This window comes from Longicatena sp., assembly GCF_982403165.1.
Window position 1 is genome coordinate 1 of the sequence record NZ_CEVYEL010000021.1, and the last position, 19,951, is coordinate 19,951.

17 protein-coding genes are annotated in these 19,951 nt (G+C 36.5%); 16 read left to right on the plus strand and 1 reads right to left on the minus strand.

The window, feature by feature from the left end:
- Positions 1 to 19: 19 nt before the first annotated feature.
- The 16 genes from rfbB to AC1VS3_RS06345 all read left to right on the plus strand — a co-directional run bounded on the left by rfbB (position 20) and on the right by AC1VS3_RS06345 (position 17,709).
- A complete protein-coding gene (gene rfbB, locus AC1VS3_RS06270; protein WP_481275553.1) occupies positions 20 to 1,078 on the plus strand; it encodes a dTDP-glucose 4,6-dehydratase in 1,059 nt (352 codons plus the stop codon).
- A 6-nt stretch (positions 1,079 to 1,084) separates the two neighbouring features.
- A complete protein-coding gene (rfbA, locus tag AC1VS3_RS06275) occupies positions 1,085 to 1,969 on the plus strand; it encodes a glucose-1-phosphate thymidylyltransferase RfbA (RefSeq protein ID WP_117548096.1) in 885 nt (294 codons plus the stop codon).
- Between the two features lie 5 nt (positions 1,970 to 1,974).
- A complete protein-coding gene (locus AC1VS3_RS06280; RefSeq protein WP_008979199.1) occupies positions 1,975 to 3,369 on the plus strand; it encodes an NDP-hexose 2,3-dehydratase family protein in 1,395 nt (464 codons plus the stop codon).
- A 5-nt stretch (positions 3,370 to 3,374) separates the two neighbouring features.
- Positions 3,375 to 4,394 carry a Gfo/Idh/MocA family protein gene (locus AC1VS3_RS06285; RefSeq protein WP_117548097.1) on the plus strand — a complete coding sequence of 340 codons (1,020 nt, stop codon included), beginning with the start codon at positions 3,375 to 3,377 and terminating at the stop codon, positions 4,392 to 4,394.
- Between the two features lie 2 nt (positions 4,395 to 4,396).
- Entirely contained in the window at positions 4,397 to 5,530 is a 1,134-nt protein-coding gene (gene rffA / locus AC1VS3_RS06290) for a dTDP-4-amino-4,6-dideoxygalactose transaminase (RefSeq protein ID WP_117548098.1), read from the plus strand.
- Positions 5,531 to 5,536: 6 nt separating this feature from the next.
- Entirely contained in the window at positions 5,537 to 6,676 is a 1,140-nt protein-coding gene (locus AC1VS3_RS06295) for an ATP-grasp domain-containing protein (protein ID WP_008687015.1), read from the plus strand.
- Between the two features lie 13 nt (positions 6,677 to 6,689).
- Positions 6,690 to 7,622, plus strand: coding sequence for a ketopantoate reductase family protein (locus AC1VS3_RS06300; RefSeq protein WP_117548101.1), 933 nt, complete (start codon positions 6,690 to 6,692; stop codon positions 7,620 to 7,622).
- Between the two features lie 6 nt (positions 7,623 to 7,628).
- On the plus strand, positions 7,629 to 8,891 hold the full coding sequence (locus AC1VS3_RS06305) for an ATP-binding protein (RefSeq protein WP_008687019.1): 1,263 nt from the start codon (positions 7,629 to 7,631) through the stop codon (positions 8,889 to 8,891).
- On the plus strand, positions 8,891 to 10,180 hold the full coding sequence (locus tag AC1VS3_RS06310) for an ATP-binding protein (protein WP_008687021.1): 1,290 nt from the start codon (positions 8,891 to 8,893) through the stop codon (positions 10,178 to 10,180). Before AC1VS3_RS06305 ends, AC1VS3_RS06310 begins: the two co-directional genes overlap by 1 nt.
- Positions 10,181 to 10,193: 13 nt before the next feature.
- Positions 10,194 to 11,126, plus strand: a complete 933-nt coding sequence (locus tag AC1VS3_RS06315; RefSeq protein ID WP_008687023.1) for a glycosyltransferase — start codon at positions 10,194 to 10,196, stop codon at positions 11,124 to 11,126.
- An 18-nt stretch (positions 11,127 to 11,144) separates the two neighbouring features.
- The gene (locus AC1VS3_RS06320) at positions 11,145 to 11,498 is read left to right on the plus strand and encodes a DMT family transporter (RefSeq protein ID WP_008687025.1); all 354 of its coding nucleotides are present in this window, start codon (positions 11,145 to 11,147) and stop codon (positions 11,496 to 11,498) included.
- Positions 11,491 to 11,832 carry an EamA family transporter gene (locus AC1VS3_RS06325; protein WP_008687026.1) on the plus strand — a complete coding sequence of 114 codons (342 nt, stop codon included), beginning with the start codon at positions 11,491 to 11,493 and terminating at the stop codon, positions 11,830 to 11,832. The genes AC1VS3_RS06320 and AC1VS3_RS06325 overlap by 8 nt, the downstream gene beginning before the upstream one ends.
- 12 nt (positions 11,833 to 11,844) lie before the next feature.
- Positions 11,845 to 13,635, plus strand: a complete 1,791-nt coding sequence (locus tag AC1VS3_RS06330; RefSeq protein ID WP_008687028.1) for a hypothetical protein — start codon at positions 11,845 to 11,847, stop codon at positions 13,633 to 13,635.
- 95 nt (positions 13,636 to 13,730) lie between these two features.
- A complete protein-coding gene (locus AC1VS3_RS06335; RefSeq protein WP_008687029.1) occupies positions 13,731 to 16,358 on the plus strand; it encodes a transglutaminase domain-containing protein in 2,628 nt (875 codons plus the stop codon).
- Between the two features lie 25 nt (positions 16,359 to 16,383).
- A complete protein-coding gene (locus tag AC1VS3_RS06340) occupies positions 16,384 to 16,644 on the plus strand; it encodes a hypothetical protein (RefSeq protein WP_008687031.1) in 261 nt (86 codons plus the stop codon).
- Between the two features lie 192 nt (positions 16,645 to 16,836).
- Positions 16,837 to 17,709 (plus strand): hypothetical protein, encoded by an 873-nt coding sequence (locus AC1VS3_RS06345; protein WP_481275549.1) that lies wholly within the window; start codon positions 16,837 to 16,839, stop codon positions 17,707 to 17,709.
- A 330-nt stretch (positions 17,710 to 18,039) separates the two neighbouring features.
- On the opposite strand, the gene AC1VS3_RS06350 is transcribed toward AC1VS3_RS06345, so the two are convergent.
- Positions 18,040 to 19,482 carry an ISL3 family transposase gene (locus AC1VS3_RS06350; protein WP_008687035.1) on the minus strand — a complete coding sequence of 481 codons (1,443 nt, stop codon included), beginning with the start codon at positions 19,480 to 19,482 and terminating at the stop codon, positions 18,040 to 18,042.
- Positions 19,483 to 19,951 lie beyond the last annotated feature (469 nt).

Here is a 19,951-nt window from a genome sequence, read left to right on the forward strand (position 1 = left end):
TTATTGGAGAGGATATGAAATGAAAACATACTTAGTAACAGGCGGAGCAGGTTTTATTGGGAGTAATTTTGTTTATTATTTATTAAATAAATATGATGATATTAAAATTATCAATGTTGATAAATTAACATATGCAGAAAATTTGGAAAATTTAAAACAAATTGAAGAGGATGAACGTCATATCTTTGTACAAGCGGATATTTGTGATGAAGCAAAGATCACACAGTTATTTGAAACGTATGATATTGACTATGTCGTCAATTTTGCGGCGGAAAGTCATGTGGATCGCAGTATTCTGCATCCGGAAATTTTTGTGGAAACAAATGTAAACGGAACCGTGAATTTATTAAAGATTGCCAAAAAATATTGGGAGATTGGCGATGATACTTATAAAGACGGGGTGAAGTATTTGCAGGTATCCACAGATGAGGTTTATGGTTCTTTGGGAGATGAAGGATATTTTACGGAAGAAACACCAATTTGTCCGCATAGTCCCTACAGCGCTTCTAAGGCGAGTGCGGACTTATTTGTAAAAGCATTTGCCGATACTTATAAATTTCCTATCAATATCACACGTTGCAGTAACAATTACGGACCATACCAGTTCCCTGAGAAATTAATACCACTTGTTTTCAATAATACATTAGAACATAAGAATTTACCGGTATATGGCGATGGTATGAATATTCGTGACTGGTTATATGTAGAAGATCATTGCAAAGGTATCGATATGGTCATTAACAGTGGCCGTTTAGGTGAAGTTTACAACATTGGCGGTCATAATGAGCGAACCAATATCTTTATTGTTAAGACGATTATTAACTATGTGAAAGAACATATTGATGCTACTGTCGGCGAACATATGATTACCTATGTGACAGATCGAAAAGGGCATGATAAACGCTATGGCATCGACCCTCATAAAATTAGCGAAGAGCTTGGCTGGTATCCAGAGACGAAGCTCGAGGATGGCATTAAACTGACATTGGCATGGTATAACGAGCATAAGGAATGGATTGAACATATTACAAGCGGTCAATATCAGGAATATTATAAAACAATGTATGAAGGGCGGTAATGACATATGAAGGGAATAATTTTAGCAGGCGGTTCAGGTACTAGACTGTATCCATTAACGAAAGCTGTATCAAAACAAATTCTACCGGTGTATGATAAACCGATGATTTACTATCCTTTATCGACACTCATGTTAGCGAATATTCGTGAAATATTAATTATTTCAACACCTAGAGATATTGAAGTTTTCAAGGAACTGTTAGGTGATGGAAGTCAGCTGGGATTACGCCTTGAATATGCCATTCAGGCACAGCCAAGAGGTTTAGCTGAAGCCTTTATTATAGGAGAATCTTTTATCGGTAAGGATCGTGTGGCTTTGGTGCTTGGTGATAATATCTTCTATGGAAGACATTTTTCCAATGTGTTAAAGAAAGCAGTAGAACAAGAAGGGGCAACAATTTTTGGATATTATGTTCGAGATCCTCGAGAATATGGTGTAGTTACGTTTGATAAAGAAGGAAAGGTTTTGACCCTGGAAGAGAAACCGGAACACCCGAAATCCAACTATGCTGTTCCAGGATTATATTTCTATGATAATGATGTAGTTGAAATAGCCAAAAAGGTAAAACCGTCTGCACGCGGTGAAATCGAGATAACCTCAATCAATAATCATTATTTGCGTGAGGGAAGATTGAATGTAAAAATCTTAGGACGTGGTTTTGCTTGGCTTGATACAGGAAGCCATGATTCGCTTATGGAAGCGTCTGAATATGTCGCTTCTATTCAAAAGCGTCAGGGGTTATATGTTTCTTGTATTGAAGAAATCGCATATGTTAAAGGATTTATCGATAAGATGCAATTATTAGCATTAGCTGAAGAATTTTATAAGACAGAATATGGAAAATACTTACAGCGTCTTGCGGAAGAAGATGCAACCGTAGCGAGAGGCTGAAAACTATGAGTAATTTATTTTATGCATTATTCCATTCCTGGCTACAGGTAGAAGGTAATGTTTCTGATAATAATGAGATAGATGCCTGGATAGCAGAATTGAATAACAATACAAAAGTTGACATACATAAAATAGCATTAAAACAAAGTGATTTTTGGTTTTATGATGAAGATGCGGGGGAAATCAGAAACAAGAATCGCAGTTTTTTTGCGATTAAGGGGTTTCAAAGAAAAAGCGGAAACACGGTTGTGTTAGAACAGCCGGTCATTTTGCAAAATGAAATCGGTTATTTAGGTATTATATGTAAAGAAATCGATGGTGTCTTGCATTTTCTGATGCAGGCCAAAATAGAGCCCGGCAATCTTAATAAGATACAGCTTTCTCCAACGATACAGGCGACCAAGAGTAATTTTACGCAGAAGCATGGCGGAAAGAAACCAAAATATCTTGATTATTTTATTAATGCCGCAGACTATGAAATCATTGTAGATCAAATCCAATCCGAGCAGTCGTCAAGATTTTATAAAAAGCGCAATCGCAACATTATCATCAAGGTTGATGAAGACATTCCGTTAGAAAAGAATTTCAAATGGATGACATTAGGGCAAATCAAACGCTTAATGAGACGGGATAACATTGTCAATATGGATACAAGAACCGTTCTATCCTGTATTCCATACTATGCGCATACCTTAGATCGCGAGACACTGAGCAAGATGAAACATGCAGCTAACGATGCCGCACTGGTTGCTTCGGTATTTGATACGCATGGGGAAGCCATGATTCCAAGAATTTATCAATACATAAATAATGTGAAGATGTTTGAAGAAACAACAGATGCGTTGGTGCCATTATCCGCATTAAGCAGCTGGGAAGAAAAAAACAATGAAATCGTCTGTAAAAAGGCACATGATTTCAAGGTGATCTTCTGTGATATCATGATTGAAGGAAGAGAAGTAACGCGCTGGACACAACCCTTATTTGAAGCTACCGGCATTGCCTTATTCGGTATGTTTACCTGTATTGAAAACGGCGTGCGTAAGTTTTTGATCAAGGCGAAAAAAGAAATTGGCTGTTTTGATCTGATTGAATTAGGACCAACGCTGCAATTAGAACCATCACACCTGCATGGGCCTTATGATCAGGTGGGCACAGTGTTCATGCAAAAGATGAAGGAACAAAAACACGTTTTACATGATGTTCTTTTATCAGAAGAAGGCGGGCGTTTCTACCATGAGCAGAATCGAAACGTTATCATCGAAATAAATAAAGAAGATGTTATCGCAAATGAGCAGGATGGCTATTTCTGGGTTGATTATAAGACGCTGAATACATTAGTCCAAGTCAATAATTGCTTGAATATTCAATTACGTAATTTGCTATCACTATTGGAGGTATAAGACACATGAAAAATATTAGAATTGGTATTATCTGTCCATCGGAAATTGCATTTCGTAGATTTCTGCCTTCTTTGCAGAAAGAAGATGGCTTTACTTACATGGGTGTCGCTGTCGCTGATCCTTCTGAATGGGATGGCGAGGTTGCTGATGAGGTGATTGCCAACGAATTTAAAAAAGCGGAAACATTTGTGGAAAGCTATGGCGGAAAAGTTTATAAGAGCTATCATGAAGTCATTTGTGCAGATGATATTGATGCTGTTTATTTGCCATTACCACCGGCATTGCATTATCGTTGGGCGAAATTGGCTTTAGAACATGGAAAGCATGTGTTTGTTGAGAAACCATCTACGATTTGTTATAAGGACAGTATGGAACTCATCACATTGGCGCAAGCGAAAAAACTGGCGTTACATGAAAACTATATGTTTCAATATCATCAGCAAATCGAAGATGTGAAAGAACAGCTAAAGAAAGGCACCATTGGAAAGGTTCATTCTTATCATGCCCGTTTTGGATTCCCAATGCGTCCGGCGAATGATTTTCGTTACAATAAGGCACTGGGTGGAGGCGCCTTGTTAGATGCCGGCGGTTATGTGATTAAACTGGCTACAAAACTATTGGGCGAAAACATAGAGATGCTGTCCTGTGTCATGAAAGATTATGATGAGTTTGGTGTTGACATGTATGGCTCCTATATGTTTAAAAATGAAAAGGATGAAGTGTTTCTTGGGGAATTCGGCATGGATTGTGAATACCAATGTAAATTATCCATCTGGGGCAGTCAGGGCATCTTAAGTACGGATCGCATCTTTACGGCACCGGATGACTTATGTCCGACTTTGCATATTTTGCATAACAACGAAGTAAGTGATATAAAGCTACAAGCAGATTCACATTTTAGGAAATCTATCCGAATGTTTTATGAGGCTGTACATGATGCAGCAACACGAGAACGCATTTATGGGGAAATTAAAGTACAAGCCGATATGGTAGATAAGGCTAGAGAATTAGCTGGGAGGAAGTAAGTATGATAAAATTTAATAAACCATCAATTACGGAAAAAGAAAAAAACAACGTCTTGGAGGCTATGGATGGCACAAACATCTTATCGGGAGATGGTAAGTTTACAACGAAGGTATATCAGCAGTTTGAAGAACGCTTTGGTATTATAAATATGCTGTTGACGACCTCTGGGACAACCGCTTTGGAAATGGCATCTATTTTAATTAATCTCGAGCCGGGTGATGAAGTCATTACACCATCCTTTACCTTTTCATCAACCGTCAACGCTTTTCTGTTAAGAGGAGCGAAACCAGTTTTCTGTGATATTCGTGAAGATACCTTTAATATTGACGAGAATTTAATTGAAGGTCTGATTACACCAAAAACAAAAGCGATTTATGCGGTGGATTATGCTGGTTTCCCTTGTGAAATGGATAAAATTAATGAAATCGCTAATAAATATGGATTATTTGTTATTGAAGATGCTGCTCAGGCAGTTGGTTCTACATACAAAGGAAGATATGCAGGTACGTTAACAGAATTCGGCTGCTACAGTTTCCATGAAACAAAAAACTATGTCATGGGAGAAGGTGGCGCAATTGTTGTTAATGAAGATAAATACATGGAACGCGCCGAAATCATTCGTGAAAAAGGAACAAACCGACGCAATGTCTTAAGAGGATTGGTCGATAAATATACATGGCATGATATTGGCTCATCTTTCTTGCCAAGTGATGTACTGGCGGCGATATTATCTGCCCAAATGGATCGTTATGAAGAGATATTTGAAAAACGTATGAATGTTTGGAATACGTATTATAACGGCTTAAAGGATTTAGAAGATAAGGGATACTTGCGTAGACCATATTTACCAGCAGACATTGAACATAACGCACATATGTTCTGTATCGTATTGCCTAGTGAAGAAAAACGTACTCATCTGATTAATAAATTAAAGGAAAAAGGAATTGCAAGCTACATTTGTTATGTGCCACTTCATTCTGCACCATATGGTTTAAAATTAGGATATACTCCGGAAATGCTTCCAGTAACAGAGGATTTAGCAAAACGTATCTTACGCTTGCCTTTGTATGTGGATATGACAAGCGAAGATGCAATGTATGTTGTTGATTCGATCAAGGAAGTATTAGAAGGATGATATTATATGGATAAGCTTGTCATTATAGGTGCTGGTGAATTTCAGCTTCCCTTAATAAAAAAAGCCAAAGAGATGGGATATGAAACGCATGTCTTTGCATGGGCGGAAGGAGCTGTCGGTAAAGATTTTGCAGATTATTTTTATCCCATCAGCATCACGGAAAAAGAAATTATATTAGAGCAATGTAAACAGATCAATCCGCAAGGAATTGTATCTATCGGCTCTGATTTAGCGGTACTTACGGTAAATTATGTGGCACGTTCTCTTCATCTTCCAACAAATCCAGAAATATCTGATGTGATTTGTACGAATAAATATGAAATGAGAAAAGCCTTTCTGGCGAATGGAATTGATGTTCCGAAGTTTCTTGAAACAAAAGGACATGTTGAAAAAGAACAACTTTCATCTTTTACGTTTCCGTTGATCGTCAAGCCAACAGATCGCTCAGGAAGTCGAGGCATTACCAAGATCGAAACTTATGAAGCTTTAGATAAAGCAATTCAGATTGCAACAGCATATGCATTCGAGAAAAAGGCCATCATAGAGGAATTCATTGAAGGTCCGGAATATAGCTGTGAATGTATTTCTTATCAAGGAGAGCATACCTTCTTGGCATTTACGCAGAAATATACGTCGGGTGCTCCTCATTTCATTGAAACCGGTCATGTGGAACCTTCAAATATTCCAATGGACAAAATCACGGCATACCAAAAAGAAATATTTAAAGCATTGGATGCCCTTCATATTCAAAATGGGGCTTCTCATTGTGAATTTAAGATTGATCATCAAGGGGCCATTAAAATTATTGAAATAGGTTCTCGTATGGGCGGTGATTGTATCGGTTCTGATTTAGTTTATTTGTCAACCGGATATGATTTTGTAGAAATGGTAATCGAGGTTGCCTGCGGTAAAAAACCGACATTAAAGAAGAAAAAAGAGGATGAATATGCCGGTATTAAATTTATCTTTGATCATGATGATATTGATACATTAAGAAAGCTACAACGAAAGCATCCGGAAACACTTCAGTATGTCAGTGAAATCACCGAAGTCGGAAATCATGATGTAGTAGATAGTTCAACAAGATTTGGCTTTTATATCTTTACGACAAAAGATAAAGCATTCGTAGATGAAATATTAGGTTAAAGGAGAGATTGATATGGAAGAAGTAGCAATTATCGGGGCTGGTGCCGTAGGCGCATCCTATGGCAGCGTATTTATGAAAAATGGGGTACATAGGTTTTCCTTTGTGGCAAACGGCAAACGTGCGGAGCGCTTGAAAAAAGAAGGTATACGCGTTAATAATGAGGTATTACATCCACATATTGCGACCAAGGAAGATCATGGAAAAATTAAATTATTGATGGTTTTAGTTAAAAACTATTCTTTGCATGCGGCAATTAAAGATATTAAAACTGTTATTGATGAGGATACCATTATCTTATCCTTGTTAAATGGCGTTACGGCAGTAGATGCTTTACAAGAGGCATTTCCAAACAATAAGGTTTTATATGGTATCGTCATGCGTACGGATGCAAATCGTACCGATGATAATATCACATTTAAAACGTTGGGCGAGATTCAGTTTGGAGAAGAAGAAAATATCCATTTTTCTGAAGATGTAAAAACAGTTATCAATATTTTAGAAGCAAACCATATCAATTATCATGTATATGAAGATATGAAACGGATGTTGTGGAGAAAATGGATGGTTAATATCGGAGCCAACCAGATTTCTTTGTTAACCTCAGCAAAATTCAAATATTTTGGCGAGTTTAAAGAAATTCAAATCGCTTTAGATCGTGCCATGCAAGAAATTGTTGATATTGCAAAGAAAAAAGAAATTCATCTAACAACTAAGGATAAAGAAGATATGATTACGACGCTGATTAACTATCCACCAGAAAAGAAAACATCTATGTTACAAGATTTAGAAGCTGGCAGAAAAACAGAAATTGATTATTTTGGTGGAACCGTTATTAAATTAGGAGAAGAGTGTGGAGTGCCTACACCAGTAAATGAAATCTTGTATTATATCGTAAAAGCACGTGAACAAGTTAACTTAGCAGAACATGCAGTAGAAAGAGCCTGATATACAATGAAGAAACAAAAGAAATTATTAGTGCTTGGTGGTACGATGTCAACACTCGATGTGGTGAAGACGGCAAAACACATGGGCATTGAGGTTACTGTTGCCGATTATTTAGAAGATGGCATTGCGAAAAAGGAAGCTGATCACGCGGCTATCATCAGTACGACAGATTATCCGGCTTTGATCAACTACATTCAGGAGCATGATATCGATGGTGTATTTACCGGCGCCAGTGAATTTAATATCAAGAATATGATAGAGCTTTGTGAAAAGGCGGGACTGCCTGTATATGCAAGCAAAGAGCAATGGGATATTTGTTCAAATAAAAAGCGTTTTAAAAAGCTTTGCGAACAGTATGAGGTGCCTACCGTGCCGGCTTATTCTTTTGATTCCCAAACACAAAGCATAGATTATGCGAGCATTCATTATCCGGTTATCGTTAAGCCTGTAGATAGTTATAGCGGACATGGAATCTCAATCTGTCAAAATGCATTGGAGCTAAAAGCAGGTATTGAATATGCACTTGAGAATTCAATCAGCAAGCAACTCATCATTGAAAAATATATGCGTGGTAAAAATGTTGAAGCTTATTATATTGTGCAAAATGGAAAAGTAAAATTAATGTCATTATCTGATCGTATTACACGCAATGATCAGGATGGCTCTCCAGTACCTGTGGCTTTCCATCATCCATCTAAGTATATACAGAAATACATCACCAAAGTGAATGACAAGGTATGTGCTATGTTTGAAAACTTTGGTCTAAAACAGGGTGTATTTTTTATGGAAGCATTCTATGATGAAGATAATTTCTATTTTTATGAAATGGGTTATCGATTAAATGCAACCATGGAATATAAATTTGTAGAACATTTTGAACATTATAATCCGCTAGAATTTATGATTCAATATGCGGTAGAAGGAATATTTGGCAATAAGAGCGTGACAGATACAAAGGCTTCGATCTTTCAAGGTGCAGCTTGTGAACTATCACCGCTATTGAAAAAAGGAACAATCAGCAAAATCGAAGGTCTTGAGGAAATTAAGCAGGATGCATCTATTCTTTATGTGCACCAGCTGCATTTTGAACAAGATCGAATTGATTCCACAGGGACGTTGGATCAAAATTTTGCGCGTATCCATGTAGTGGCAGCAAATAGTGATCTTTTATATGATAAAATTAAATGGATCTTAAAAACACTTCGTGTATATGACGAACATGGCGAACAGATGATTTTGCCTTATCGCAAAGAGGAGGTAACAAGGTGATGAATGATTTAAAAGGGAAACGTTTATTAGTTTTGGCTGGTGTGAATCCAATTGCCGCCGATGTAGTACAATTCGCGAAAAGAATGGGAGTTTATACGATTGTTACAGGAAATCTTGATGTAACTTTAACTCCGGCAAAACGTTTTGCAGACCAGATTGAAACCGTAAGTACTGCTGATTTAGATGCATTGGAAGCATTAGCAAAAGAAGTAAAAGCTGATGGTATTATGACCGGATCTAGTGAGTTTTCTATCGAAATGACCATGGCTTTATGCAAACGGTTAAATAAACCTTTCTATTGTACGAAGGAACAATGGGATATCTGTTCTAATAAGAATAATTTCAAGGAATTATGTAGGACGCATCATGTACCAGTCGTTCATGAATTCCATGTAGAGGAAACAGATGAAGGAATAGATTGCAGTTCACTGATTTATCCGGTTATTGTTAAACCTGTAGATGGAAGTGGCGGTGGAGGCATTTCCGTTTGTAATGATGAAGAAGCCTTTTTAGCTGCTTATGAAAGAGCAAAATCATATTCACCAACAGGCAGTGTTATTATTGAAACCTATGTAATCAGTGATGAAATTGGCATTAGCTATGCTATTCAAAATGGAAAGGTTTACTTAACGGCGATGCATGATCGCTACTTGCGTGAAAGCGATGGTAATTTTATGAAACTACCATTAGCTTATATTTATCCATCAAAACATTTGCAATTTTATCAGGAAACGCAAAATCAGAAAGTAGTGGAAATGTTTGAATCTATCGGATTACAGAACGGTACATTATTTATTCAGGGGTTTGCGACAGAAAATGAATGTCCTTTTTATGAAATGGGCTATCGTTTCAATGGTGCGAAGCAATACAACTTGTTAAAAGAAGAAAACGGCTTTAGTACCATGGATATGATGATTCATCATGCGTTAACGGGAGAGATGAATGAACCAGATCTTGCGAAAGTAGCAAAGCCTGATTTTGATCATGTATATTGTACATTGTCCTTATTGGGTAGACCTGGGCATGTGGAAAAGGTCATCGGTGTAGAAGAATTACGGAAGCTGCCAGAAATTGTGGATGTGTCTCCATGGTATTACGGTGGTGAAGATATTACGGAAAAACTTATGGGTACACAACGTCAGATATTATGTCGTGTAACTTTGAAAACAGAAGACCGTGTAACTATGGCGAAAGCTATTGACACTGTTTATGAGATATTTGAAGTCTTGGATGATAAAGGCGAAAGCATGCTGTTAGATGGTTTTGACAGTAAGCTGTTATTAGATTAGAAAGGTTGATTAGATGAAAATTACAGTATCAATCCCATGTTATCGCTCTGCCAAAACATTGCCCTATGTGGTAGAACAAATCAAGAAAACAGTAGCACAGCGACCATCCTATTCTTATCAGATTATTTTGGTTAATGACTGTTCTCCGGATAACACTTTTGATGTTATCCGTTCCTTATGTCAAGAAGATGAGAATATAGTTGGGGTAAACTTATCCCGTAATTGGGGGCAAGCAACAGCTCGTATGGCAAGCATTCCATATATTGAAGGAGATTGTACGGTTTTCATGGATGATGATGGCCAGCATCCTATAGATCATTTATTTGATCTTGTTGATAAGATTGAAGAAGGCTATGATCTGGTAAGTGCAGATTTTTCACAGAAACAGACAAAGTTTATGAATCGTTTTACAAGCGCAATCTCTGCCAAAGTATATACCGCAATGGGAAAACGTCCAAAAGGTGCTGTATCTTCAGCTTATTTTGCAATCAATAAGATGTGTACAGATAGTTTGAAAAAATATCAGAGTCCGTTTCCTTCCATTTTCGGCTATATTTATCAAATCGCCGGAAGAATCACCAGCATAAAGTTGGAACACAAAAAAAGATTGGAAGGGACATCCGGGTATAACTTTAAGAAGCGTTTTAAAGTTTGGCTAAACGGTATGGTTAATTTCTCGATTGTACCTTTGCAACTGTCTTCTATGATGGGATTACTGTTTTCGGCTATTGGTTTTATTATAGGAATTATCTTAGTCATAAGGAAATTATTAAATCCTTCGATTCTTGTTGGATACACTTCTTTGATTACAGTAATATTGATTATCGGTGGATTGTTAATGATTATGATCGGATTGATGGGGGAATACATCGGCCGCATGTATCTGACATTAAGTAATCAGCCGCAATATGAAGTACGCGAAACCTTAAATGTGGAAAAGAAATAACAGATACGGAGGAGTTTTATGAAAGAAAAAAAGATAACGATCGGGCAAATCTTGATTTTACAGATAGCGATATTTTTCTATTCACTTTCAGGTGTTTTTAATAAAATGGCAGCACTTGAAAGTTTTATGTCATTTGAATTTATATTATATTTTGGTATATCTTTAGCTATTCTGGGTATTTATGCAATTGTTTGGCAGATGATATTAAAACATGTATCTTTATCTACTGCATATAGCAATCGTCCAGTATCCATGATTTGGGGAATTATCATGGGAAGTCTTATTTTCCATGAACAAATCACACTTCCTATGATCATAGGATCTGCCATCATTATGGTTGGCGTTTATACGGTGGTGACTTCTAATGGCTGAGTTCTGGTATTATGTCATCATGGTGGTTGGCATCTTAATTGCCACTTTCTCCCAATTGATCTTGAAAAAAGCAGCAATGCGTCATTATAAATCTTGGATTTATGAATATTTAAATGTATTGACAATTATTGGCTATGGTATGATGTTCCTTTCTACTGTTTGTTCCTTAATTGCTCATAAAGTAGTTCCGGTATCTATGGCACCGGTCTGGAATTCCTGTAGTTTTATTTTAGTGGCGCTTGTAAGCAGAATTTTCTTGCATGAAATTCCTTCTAGAAAGAAACTAATCGGTTTAGGCATCATGGTCGTAGGGATCATCGTATTCTCATTATAAGGTAGGTCCGTTATGGAGAAAATAAAAGAAATTATAAATTCGCGAAAAGGGAAATGGTTACTCGCCTTTGGCTTAACCTTTCTTTGTTATGCCATCGTCCTTTTAACAGCGGATGTATCTTATGCGACAAATGACGACTCACGCATTATGTATGCTTTGGCAGGATATGCTTCAGGGGAAGCGTATCCACAACAAGCCTTTATCAATTATTTTCTAGGTGTACCGATCGGGGTATTATATAAGCTGTTACCATCTTTGCCGTGGTATACGATTTATCATATTTTCGCGATGTATCTATCGGAAAGTGTGATGTTTTTATGTTTTTATAAACTGGCGAAGGATAAGAAGGTGTCGATTGCATTTCCAATCTGTGCGCAGATCATTAGTTTACTTTTCATTTTTATGGTTCCGCTAGTTTCCATTCAATTTACGGTGACATCGACCATTTTGGGAACATCAGCAGTGGTTGTTATGGCATCAATGAAACATTCTGATAAACGCAGTACCAAGATATGCATATATGCATATTGCTTTATCGCATTATTGCTCAGCTTTATGACGCGTACTCTTTCCTGGTATAGCATCATGTGTTTCTTTGCACTATCTTGTGTTTATCAGATTGCTACATGTTATCTGTATTGTCCGGATTTAACGAAAAAGAAGAAACATTTACATACGTTAAAAATTTGTACATTTGTAATCGCGTTAGTGATTAGTTGCTTTGGTGTTCGTTTTGTAAGCTTGTATATTAAAAATAAAAGCGAGATTACACAGGCATATAATACGTATAATGACTATAGAGTTAAGTATATGGATTACGGGCAACATCCACCTTATAAGGGACATGAAAAGCTATATAATGCTGTCCAATGGGATAATAGCACGTATCGTGCAACGCTTTGTTTATTGTATATGGATGAAAATATAAATGCTTCCTCTTTAAAAACGATAACAGAGGCGTATCAGGCAAATAAGCATTCAGCACTCAGTAAAACGGTAACGAATATACGAGAGCTTTTATATGATTATAGCTTTGTACAATATTCCTTACTCAGTATATTTTTAATTTTCGTGATTTTGAATTTAATGGTTGCAAAAAAAGAGAAACAATGGTTTCATATACTTGTAAGCATATGTTGCTGCGGCGGGTTTGCCGTATTACTGCTTTATCTTGGATTTAAAGGCAGGTTGCCATTAAGAAGTTATCAGTCTTTACTGATTCCTTGTTTCATGTTTATGATGACGATGTTTCTGCGTTGGCTGGATGTATCCTATAAAAAGGTCTTTAAACCAATGCTTGCTATAACTCTTGTAGTAAGTGTAGGCGGTATTTATATGGTCTATATAGATAAAGATTATGCAGCTACACAAACAAATACGGAAGCCACTTCTGAACAGTTTCAGAATTTCGAAAAATACGCAATACAGAATCCTGAGCATTTTTATGTTTATGATTTCTCTGCCGGAACGGTAAATCGTAATCCATTCGTTGTTTATCCTAATGAAAAACCAATTAATACGATGGTCGCCGGCGGTTCCTATACATTCTCAGAATTGTATTATCAACAATTGGAAAAGAATGGCTTGACATCCTTGTATTGGGAAGATCTTTTGAAAAAAAATATCTATTTCACATCGGCAAATCCGACTTATGTTGAAGTAGCACAAATGAATATTGAACGGGTTACAAAACATAAGGTGAAAGTGAAAGAGATTAAGCGATTTGGTGAAAACACCAAAGGCATAACAGTTTATAAATTTTCAGCAGCGGAAACTTCAAAAAAGAAGGATTCACATAAATAGTAGATGCAAAGAGAGGTGTAACCTTTCTCATCAATAAAACAGAAAGGAGTGAAGAATTGATATTGAGCATATAGAACATTGAAAGGAGAAATAGTATGAAGAGTAAAATGAAGCAGTTTATGGTATTAGTATGTGCATTCGTTTTATCAGTCTCGACCTTGATTCCAACAACATTCATGACAGTACATGCAGCATCTGCTACACCGGTTTTAACAGCTAAAGCAGATCGTGATAATGGTATCTTATTGAAATGGACAGCAAGCAATCGTGTGAGTGATCCAACGGATGCAGAATACATGATTATGAGAAAACGCGATGATGGCTATTATGACGGTTTGGTAAAAAGAGATCCTAAATATGGGTTGTTTTTCCTTGATGCAACAAATTTGACGATTGGAAAAGAATACACATATAAGATCAGAGAAAGCGTTAATGGCAAAGAAGTCGATTCAAATGAAGTTACAGTGAAAGCAGTAGCTAGTAATCCTGCAGCGAATGAATTTACAAATAAGGCAAAGGCGGCAGACTATCTCAAAGAACAGATGGTCAAGCGAAATAAAAAGATTTCCCTTATTTATAACGCTGGGACATTCCCTTCAGGCTTAGGAAACGAATTATATGAGATGGCTAGGACAGATGATGAAAAAGCAGATCCTGCTACAGCTACGCAAGGGGATTATTTACGATATACGATTAAACCAAATACGATTCGTATAACGACTGGAATCGATGGTAAAGTAGGCAGCTTGAATTCTTATACATTTACATTTGAACTTGATTATTATACAAGTAAACAGGAAGAGGAAGCGGTAGATGCAAAGGTTTCACAAATACTAGCATCATTTGCCAATAATGGTATTACACAGGCTTCATCAGACTATGATAAAGCAAAAGCTGTTTATGATTATTTAGCAACCAATTTGCATTATAACAATAACCCTCGACCTGACAATGGAAATCTGATGATTACTGCTTATGATTCTTTGGTACGCAAAGAAGCACAATGTTATGGACAGACCTTAGGAGCATATCGTTTATTAAAAGAATTAGGTTTAGTAACTAGACGTGTGAATGGTGATCTCTATTTAGAAGATAAGAAAGATACCATAGCGCACGGATGGAATCTTGTTCTTATGGATGGCAAGTGGTATAACTTTGATGCCACAGGTGCAGCAACCTATTATGAAGAAACCAATGATATGACTTATAAGAAATTATTAAAACCTTATGACACATTTGTTTCACAAGGATATACTTTGAACGCTGAATATGCACTTACTTCTGCTTTTGGTAAAGCACATCCATATGGTACAACGGTTTATCAAGATGAACCAGACGCACCAAACAATTTAACGCTTGTAAATTTAGGTGAGGGAAAAATCCAAGCTAGCTTTACAAGTGTTAAGGGAGCAGATGGTTATGCATTGTATCGTTCAACATCAGCTACTGGCACTTTTAGCAAGGTGGCTGAAGGAAATGCTACGACATTAATCGATGAAACAGCACAACCAGGTGTAGAGTATCATTATAAAGTGAAAGCTTATGCTATGGTTAGCGGTGACAGACTTTATTCAAGCTATTCACCAAGAAGAATCATTACCAGTAAGAGCATTGGAACACCGGTTTTAAGTGCTCTTACAGCTACTTCTAATACAGTGAAAGTAAGTTGGGATGCAGTAGCTGGTGCAGAATACTATCAGGTATATCGTGCGGATTCTGTCAATGGCACTTATAGTTTGGTGAATCGTAAAAATTATACAACAACGACGATTAGTGATGCTGCTGTATCTGCAGGCAAGACATATTACTATAAAGTACGCGCGTTTAAAGATGGCGAATATAGTATGTTTAGCACAATAAGCAGCGTTACGACAAAACCAGCAACACCTACTGGTATTCAAACTAGTTCTGCTGGAGCAACTTCTGTAAACGTTCAATGGGCAAAGAGTGAAGGCGCAAAATACTATCAGGTATATCGTTCTACCAATGCTACAAAAGATTTTAGGTTATTAGGTGTTTATGATGAAAATACCTTCAGTATGAAGAGTAGGGCATTACTCACCAATCAGACATACTATTACAAAGTCAGAGCGTATACAGTTGTAAATAAAAAAGGTATATATTCACCGTTCTCTAATGTTGTAAAGGGAACGCCAAAACTTGCTGCTCCTACCAATGTAAAAGCAAGTCCAAATACTTCTACTACGTTAAAGATCAGTTGGAAATTAACAGATGGCGCAACATATTATCAGGTTTATCGCAGTACAAGTAAAACGGGGAAATATGCGTTGTTAGGTGTATATAACAGTACAACGACATCCTCCATTTCCAGATCTTTATTAACCGGCAATACGTATTATTATAAAGTACGTGCATATCGCTGGGTAAAAGGAGAACGTGTATTCTCACCATTTAGCAGTGTCATTACAGGAAAGCCAGTACTTTCAAAAACAAGTAAAGTAACAGCTAAGGCGACAAGTAGTACAACGGCTAAAATAACTTGGAATAAAATTGAAGGGGCAACCTACTATCAAGTATATCGTGGCACAAGTGCGAATGGGAAATATGCATTGTTGGCAACTTATGACAAAAACACAACTACTTGTACTAGTAAAAAATTAAAGAAGGGAAACACCTATTATTACAAAGTGCGTGCTTATAAATGGGTAAAAGGAACACGTGTGTTCTCACCATTCAGCACACCAGTAAAGGTGAAAATTTAGTTAGACGACGGATTAGGAGAAACATATGAAAAGAGTAAAAAGATTATTAGCAGGGATTGTTAGTCTATTATTAGCAGTTACCATCATTGGCAATGAAAATTTAATTGTTACACATGCGGCAACACTGCCTACATCAAATGTTTTTATCAGTGGCAGTACGGATAAAGGTTACAATGCAAAAGTAACTTATGATTTAAAAGTAAGTCAAGCTTCAAAAATGGTGTTGACATGTATGTCTTATGGCGATGTTAGCATGTCTTACTATTCTGCAGATTTATCTGAGTGATATGACACAGTATATGCTTATACTGATTCTGCTGCTTCACCTGTGACAAAAGTGATTACAGCTTATGTATCACCAGGTACTTATAAAGTTGTAATTGATAATGAGAGATCTGCTGCCAGCAGATATCAAATTAAAGCTTCTATATCTTCTTTAGGGACAAATGATATAGAACCTAATGACTTTGATCACGCAATGACATTAAATAAAGGTGCTACGATTACTGGGGCATTAACTACTCAAGATAAAGAAGATTGGTATAAAATTACAACAACTTCTAAGTTTGTAAGATTAAGTATCTCAGCTTATGAAGATATGGATATCAATGTCTATAATCAAGATTTATCAGAAACATTGGATTATGATTATTTATATGGTAAACCTGCTTCACCTGATCAGCAAATTTTAGAATTCTGTGGTTCTAATGTATATTATGTAAAAGTAAGCTCTGGTTCATGGGATGACAGCGGCAAATATAAGCTGAGTTGGACCGCAGGAACAGTACCTACAGTAAAAAATGTTAAATTACAGAAATTGAGTTCTACAGAAATCAAGGTAACATGGGATCAAAATAATGCATTTGATTATTATCAGGTATATCGTGCGACTAGTGAAAAAGGAAAATATTCTCTGCTCGGTGTTTACAATAAATATTATGATACTAAGTATAGCACTGGTTTAAAAACAGGTACAAAATACTATTATAAAGTACGTGGCTATCGTGTAATTAATAAAAGACGTGTCATGGGAGCATTTAGTCCAGTGGTAAGTGCTACGCCATCATTAAAGGCACCTAAGAATTTAACAGTTTCACAGTCAGTAAGAAAGGCATTATCAATCACTTGGAATTATGATGGTGAAGCTTCTTATTATCAACTGTATCGTGCAAGCAGTTTAAATGGAAAATATGCTTTATTAGGTACGTATGACAAATATACTACTTATAAGCGCAGTACATCACTTACTTCTGGAAGACGTTATTATTACAAAGTTCGTTCTTACAAATGGGTAAGTGGAAAACGTGTATTCTCTCCATTTAGTGATATTCGCTCTGGAGTGGCAAAATAAGTAAGAAATAGAAAAAGTGAAAAGATCAAGAAGACAGTGAGTTTAAACACTCATTGTCTTTTTGGGGTCATCTAAATAAGCAAGTGGTTTTGAGAAAGAAACCGATAAACGAATAAGAGATTAAAGCTATTAAAAAAGCAGGTAGAACTGGGGTAATCAAATTTTTTAGGGGTTTTCGCCAGAAATTTAGGGGGCAACTTCAGGGGGATGAAGGAAACAAACAAAGAATTTAAGACCCCTAAAGTTAAAAAGAAAAGGAATCAGCAAAAACAGTGCTGATTCCTTTTTAGGTTATGCTCTATTTGTTTTTATCAATCTATTAATTGTTTTTTACTTTATAGTTCCACGTTTTTTTCCTCTGTAACTGTGTATTTCTTCCTGAGGCTTTGGCATATTTCTTATTGCGGGATGATTTCTTGTAGACCAGAGTATGCGGTTTCTAGTATAATCGAAATTAGAGAAGCCTCTAGAGTTTCTCTTATAGTCTTTCGGCTTCCGGTTGAATGATTCCATTGGCCCATTGGATAGACGTGCGTAATAACGGTCGCTGTCTGTGGCATTTCTCCGTGATACCTCTGTAACAGTAAATGAGCGGACAATTTCATTTTTGTATTTATCAAGGTATTCAGAAAATTTCCGTGGGATATAGCTTCTGGAAGCCTTAAATTCAGTTATCAATTTATTAAGTTCAGACATGACAGCATCTTCAGAATCAAAGGATGTTTTATTGAAACTGATATATTTCTCTTTCGCTTCAAGGATCATAGGAAATCTGGGATCAAGTTCAAGGAACATCTTCTCGATCATATATGTATCCGCATAGATACCGAGAGATCTGTGGTAATATCTCCTGTGTGAATGAATAATATCATCCTGATTCTTAAGGAGAACCCATCTATATTTTTTGAGCAATATAACTTCACGAGATTCCTTAATGGTTTTATTATCACGGTTGGTTTCAAAATTAGACTGATCAAGAGCTTCACGGTCTTTCTTTTTATAGCTTTTCATCACCAGATTGATATAGTCGTTAATCATACTGGTCAGGAACTTGATTACATGAAAGGAATCCAGAACAGATACAGCATTAGGAAAGAACTGCTGAGGATAATCCATATAGGACTTATAAGCGTCAGAGATAATAAACCTTACATTCTTTCTTTCATCGTAAGGAATTGAAAGGAAATAATCCTCTGCGGTTGACTGCCAGCGGTTATGAAGGATATCTATGATCTGCCCGGAAGCGAAATCCATAAGTACTAGGGCATATTTCTCATTTTCAGAGATATCAATATGAACTTCGTCAACAGAAAGAAATTCAGGAAGTTTCAATCGTGGCAAGTCAACGAAAGCAGTGAAAATATCATGAACCTTCGTATCTGAAAGATGAAACTGCCTGGCAATAGATGCAGTGTAAACGGCTAGATCCTTCATAGCTTCCAGGATGAGCATAGGTGTAATATCAGTAGATTGTTTATATGGCTTGAAGAAAGGATAAGATTCATTGACATAAGTCTTACAGTTAGTGCATTTCCACTTTCTCTGGCTAACGATAAAGATAATGCAGGTAGAATCCTGTAAAATAGGGTGTTTGATTTTTCTCTTATAGATGCCTTCAGAATGCATCCTGCATGAGCAGTTAGGGCAGTAAGTGGTTATAGGCGGTCTTGAAATATAGACATATTTCGTATCGCCAGCAACTTCAACATTATCGATACTGATAGAGCCATCATCAGGCAGGCTTAGCAATTTAAAAATATAAGAATAATCCATAAGTTACCTCCTTTTAATAGAGAGCATAACCATGAAATATTATAAAAAAGAAACAGACAGATTCACCTGTTTCTCATCCGAAATAGACCCCTAAATTGCCCCCTAAAGTTTAGACCCCTAAAGTGACCCCTAAATTTCAGACCCCTAAAGATTTTGGATACCCTAGAACTGAAGTGAACCCTTTTTGTTTACCGAATGAAAAAATAAAAAAAAGGAAGATTGTTTCGTCTAGCAATTAAAATAAATCGTATGAGAAGCTAAGTCAAAAGAATATACAGCACCATTTCTGGGCTAGTTTTTACTGTGGGAAAAGGCTTAGAAAAAACGGAAGACAGTTGAATATTGAGGCTAATTATTATATCATTATAGTAGAAGTTCGCAACATTTTTAGTATTTTTTTATATGGTTAGAATTATAAAAATGTTTTGATGCTTCCAGGGTAAAGGAGAAGGGATGAGAAAGTTCATGA

Coding starts and splice junctions, on each gene's coding strand:
- AC1VS3_RS06310 (WP_008687021.1), top strand. CDS start 8,891: ATGAATGATTTAAAAGGGAAACGTTTATTAGTTTTGGCTGGTGTGAAT.
- AC1VS3_RS06335 (WP_008687029.1), top strand. CDS start 13,731: ATGAAGAGTAAAATGAAGCAGTTTATGGTATTAGTATGTGCATTCGTT.
- AC1VS3_RS06300 (WP_117548101.1), top strand. CDS start 6,690: ATGGAAGAAGTAGCAATTATCGGGGCTGGTGCCGTAGGCGCATCCTAT.
- AC1VS3_RS06325 (WP_008687026.1), top strand. CDS start 11,491: ATGGCTGAGTTCTGGTATTATGTCATCATGGTGGTTGGCATCTTAATT.
- AC1VS3_RS06280 (WP_008979199.1), top strand. CDS start 1,975: ATGAGTAATTTATTTTATGCATTATTCCATTCCTGGCTACAGGTAGAA.
- AC1VS3_RS06320 (WP_008687025.1), top strand. CDS start 11,145: ATGAAAGAAAAAAAGATAACGATCGGGCAAATCTTGATTTTACAGATA.
- AC1VS3_RS06305 (WP_008687019.1), top strand. CDS start 7,629: ATGAAGAAACAAAAGAAATTATTAGTGCTTGGTGGTACGATGTCAACA.
- AC1VS3_RS06350 (WP_008687035.1), bottom strand. CDS start 19,482: ATGGATTATTCTTATATTTTTAAATTGCTAAGCCTGCCTGATGATGGC.
- AC1VS3_RS06285 (WP_117548097.1), top strand. CDS start 3,375: ATGAAAAATATTAGAATTGGTATTATCTGTCCATCGGAAATTGCATTT.
- AC1VS3_RS06340 (WP_008687031.1), top strand. CDS start 16,384: ATGAAAAGAGTAAAAAGATTATTAGCAGGGATTGTTAGTCTATTATTA.
- rfbB (WP_481275553.1), top strand. CDS start 20: ATGAAAACATACTTAGTAACAGGCGGAGCAGGTTTTATTGGGAGTAAT.
- AC1VS3_RS06345 (WP_481275549.1), top strand. CDS start 16,837: ATGACATTAAATAAAGGTGCTACGATTACTGGGGCATTAACTACTCAA.
- rffA (WP_117548098.1), top strand. CDS start 4,397: ATGATAAAATTTAATAAACCATCAATTACGGAAAAAGAAAAAAACAAC.
- AC1VS3_RS06315 (WP_008687023.1), top strand. CDS start 10,194: ATGAAAATTACAGTATCAATCCCATGTTATCGCTCTGCCAAAACATTG.
- AC1VS3_RS06330 (WP_008687028.1), top strand. CDS start 11,845: ATGGAGAAAATAAAAGAAATTATAAATTCGCGAAAAGGGAAATGGTTA.
- AC1VS3_RS06295 (WP_008687015.1), top strand. CDS start 5,537: ATGGATAAGCTTGTCATTATAGGTGCTGGTGAATTTCAGCTTCCCTTA.
- rfbA (WP_117548096.1), top strand. CDS start 1,085: ATGAAGGGAATAATTTTAGCAGGCGGTTCAGGTACTAGACTGTATCCA.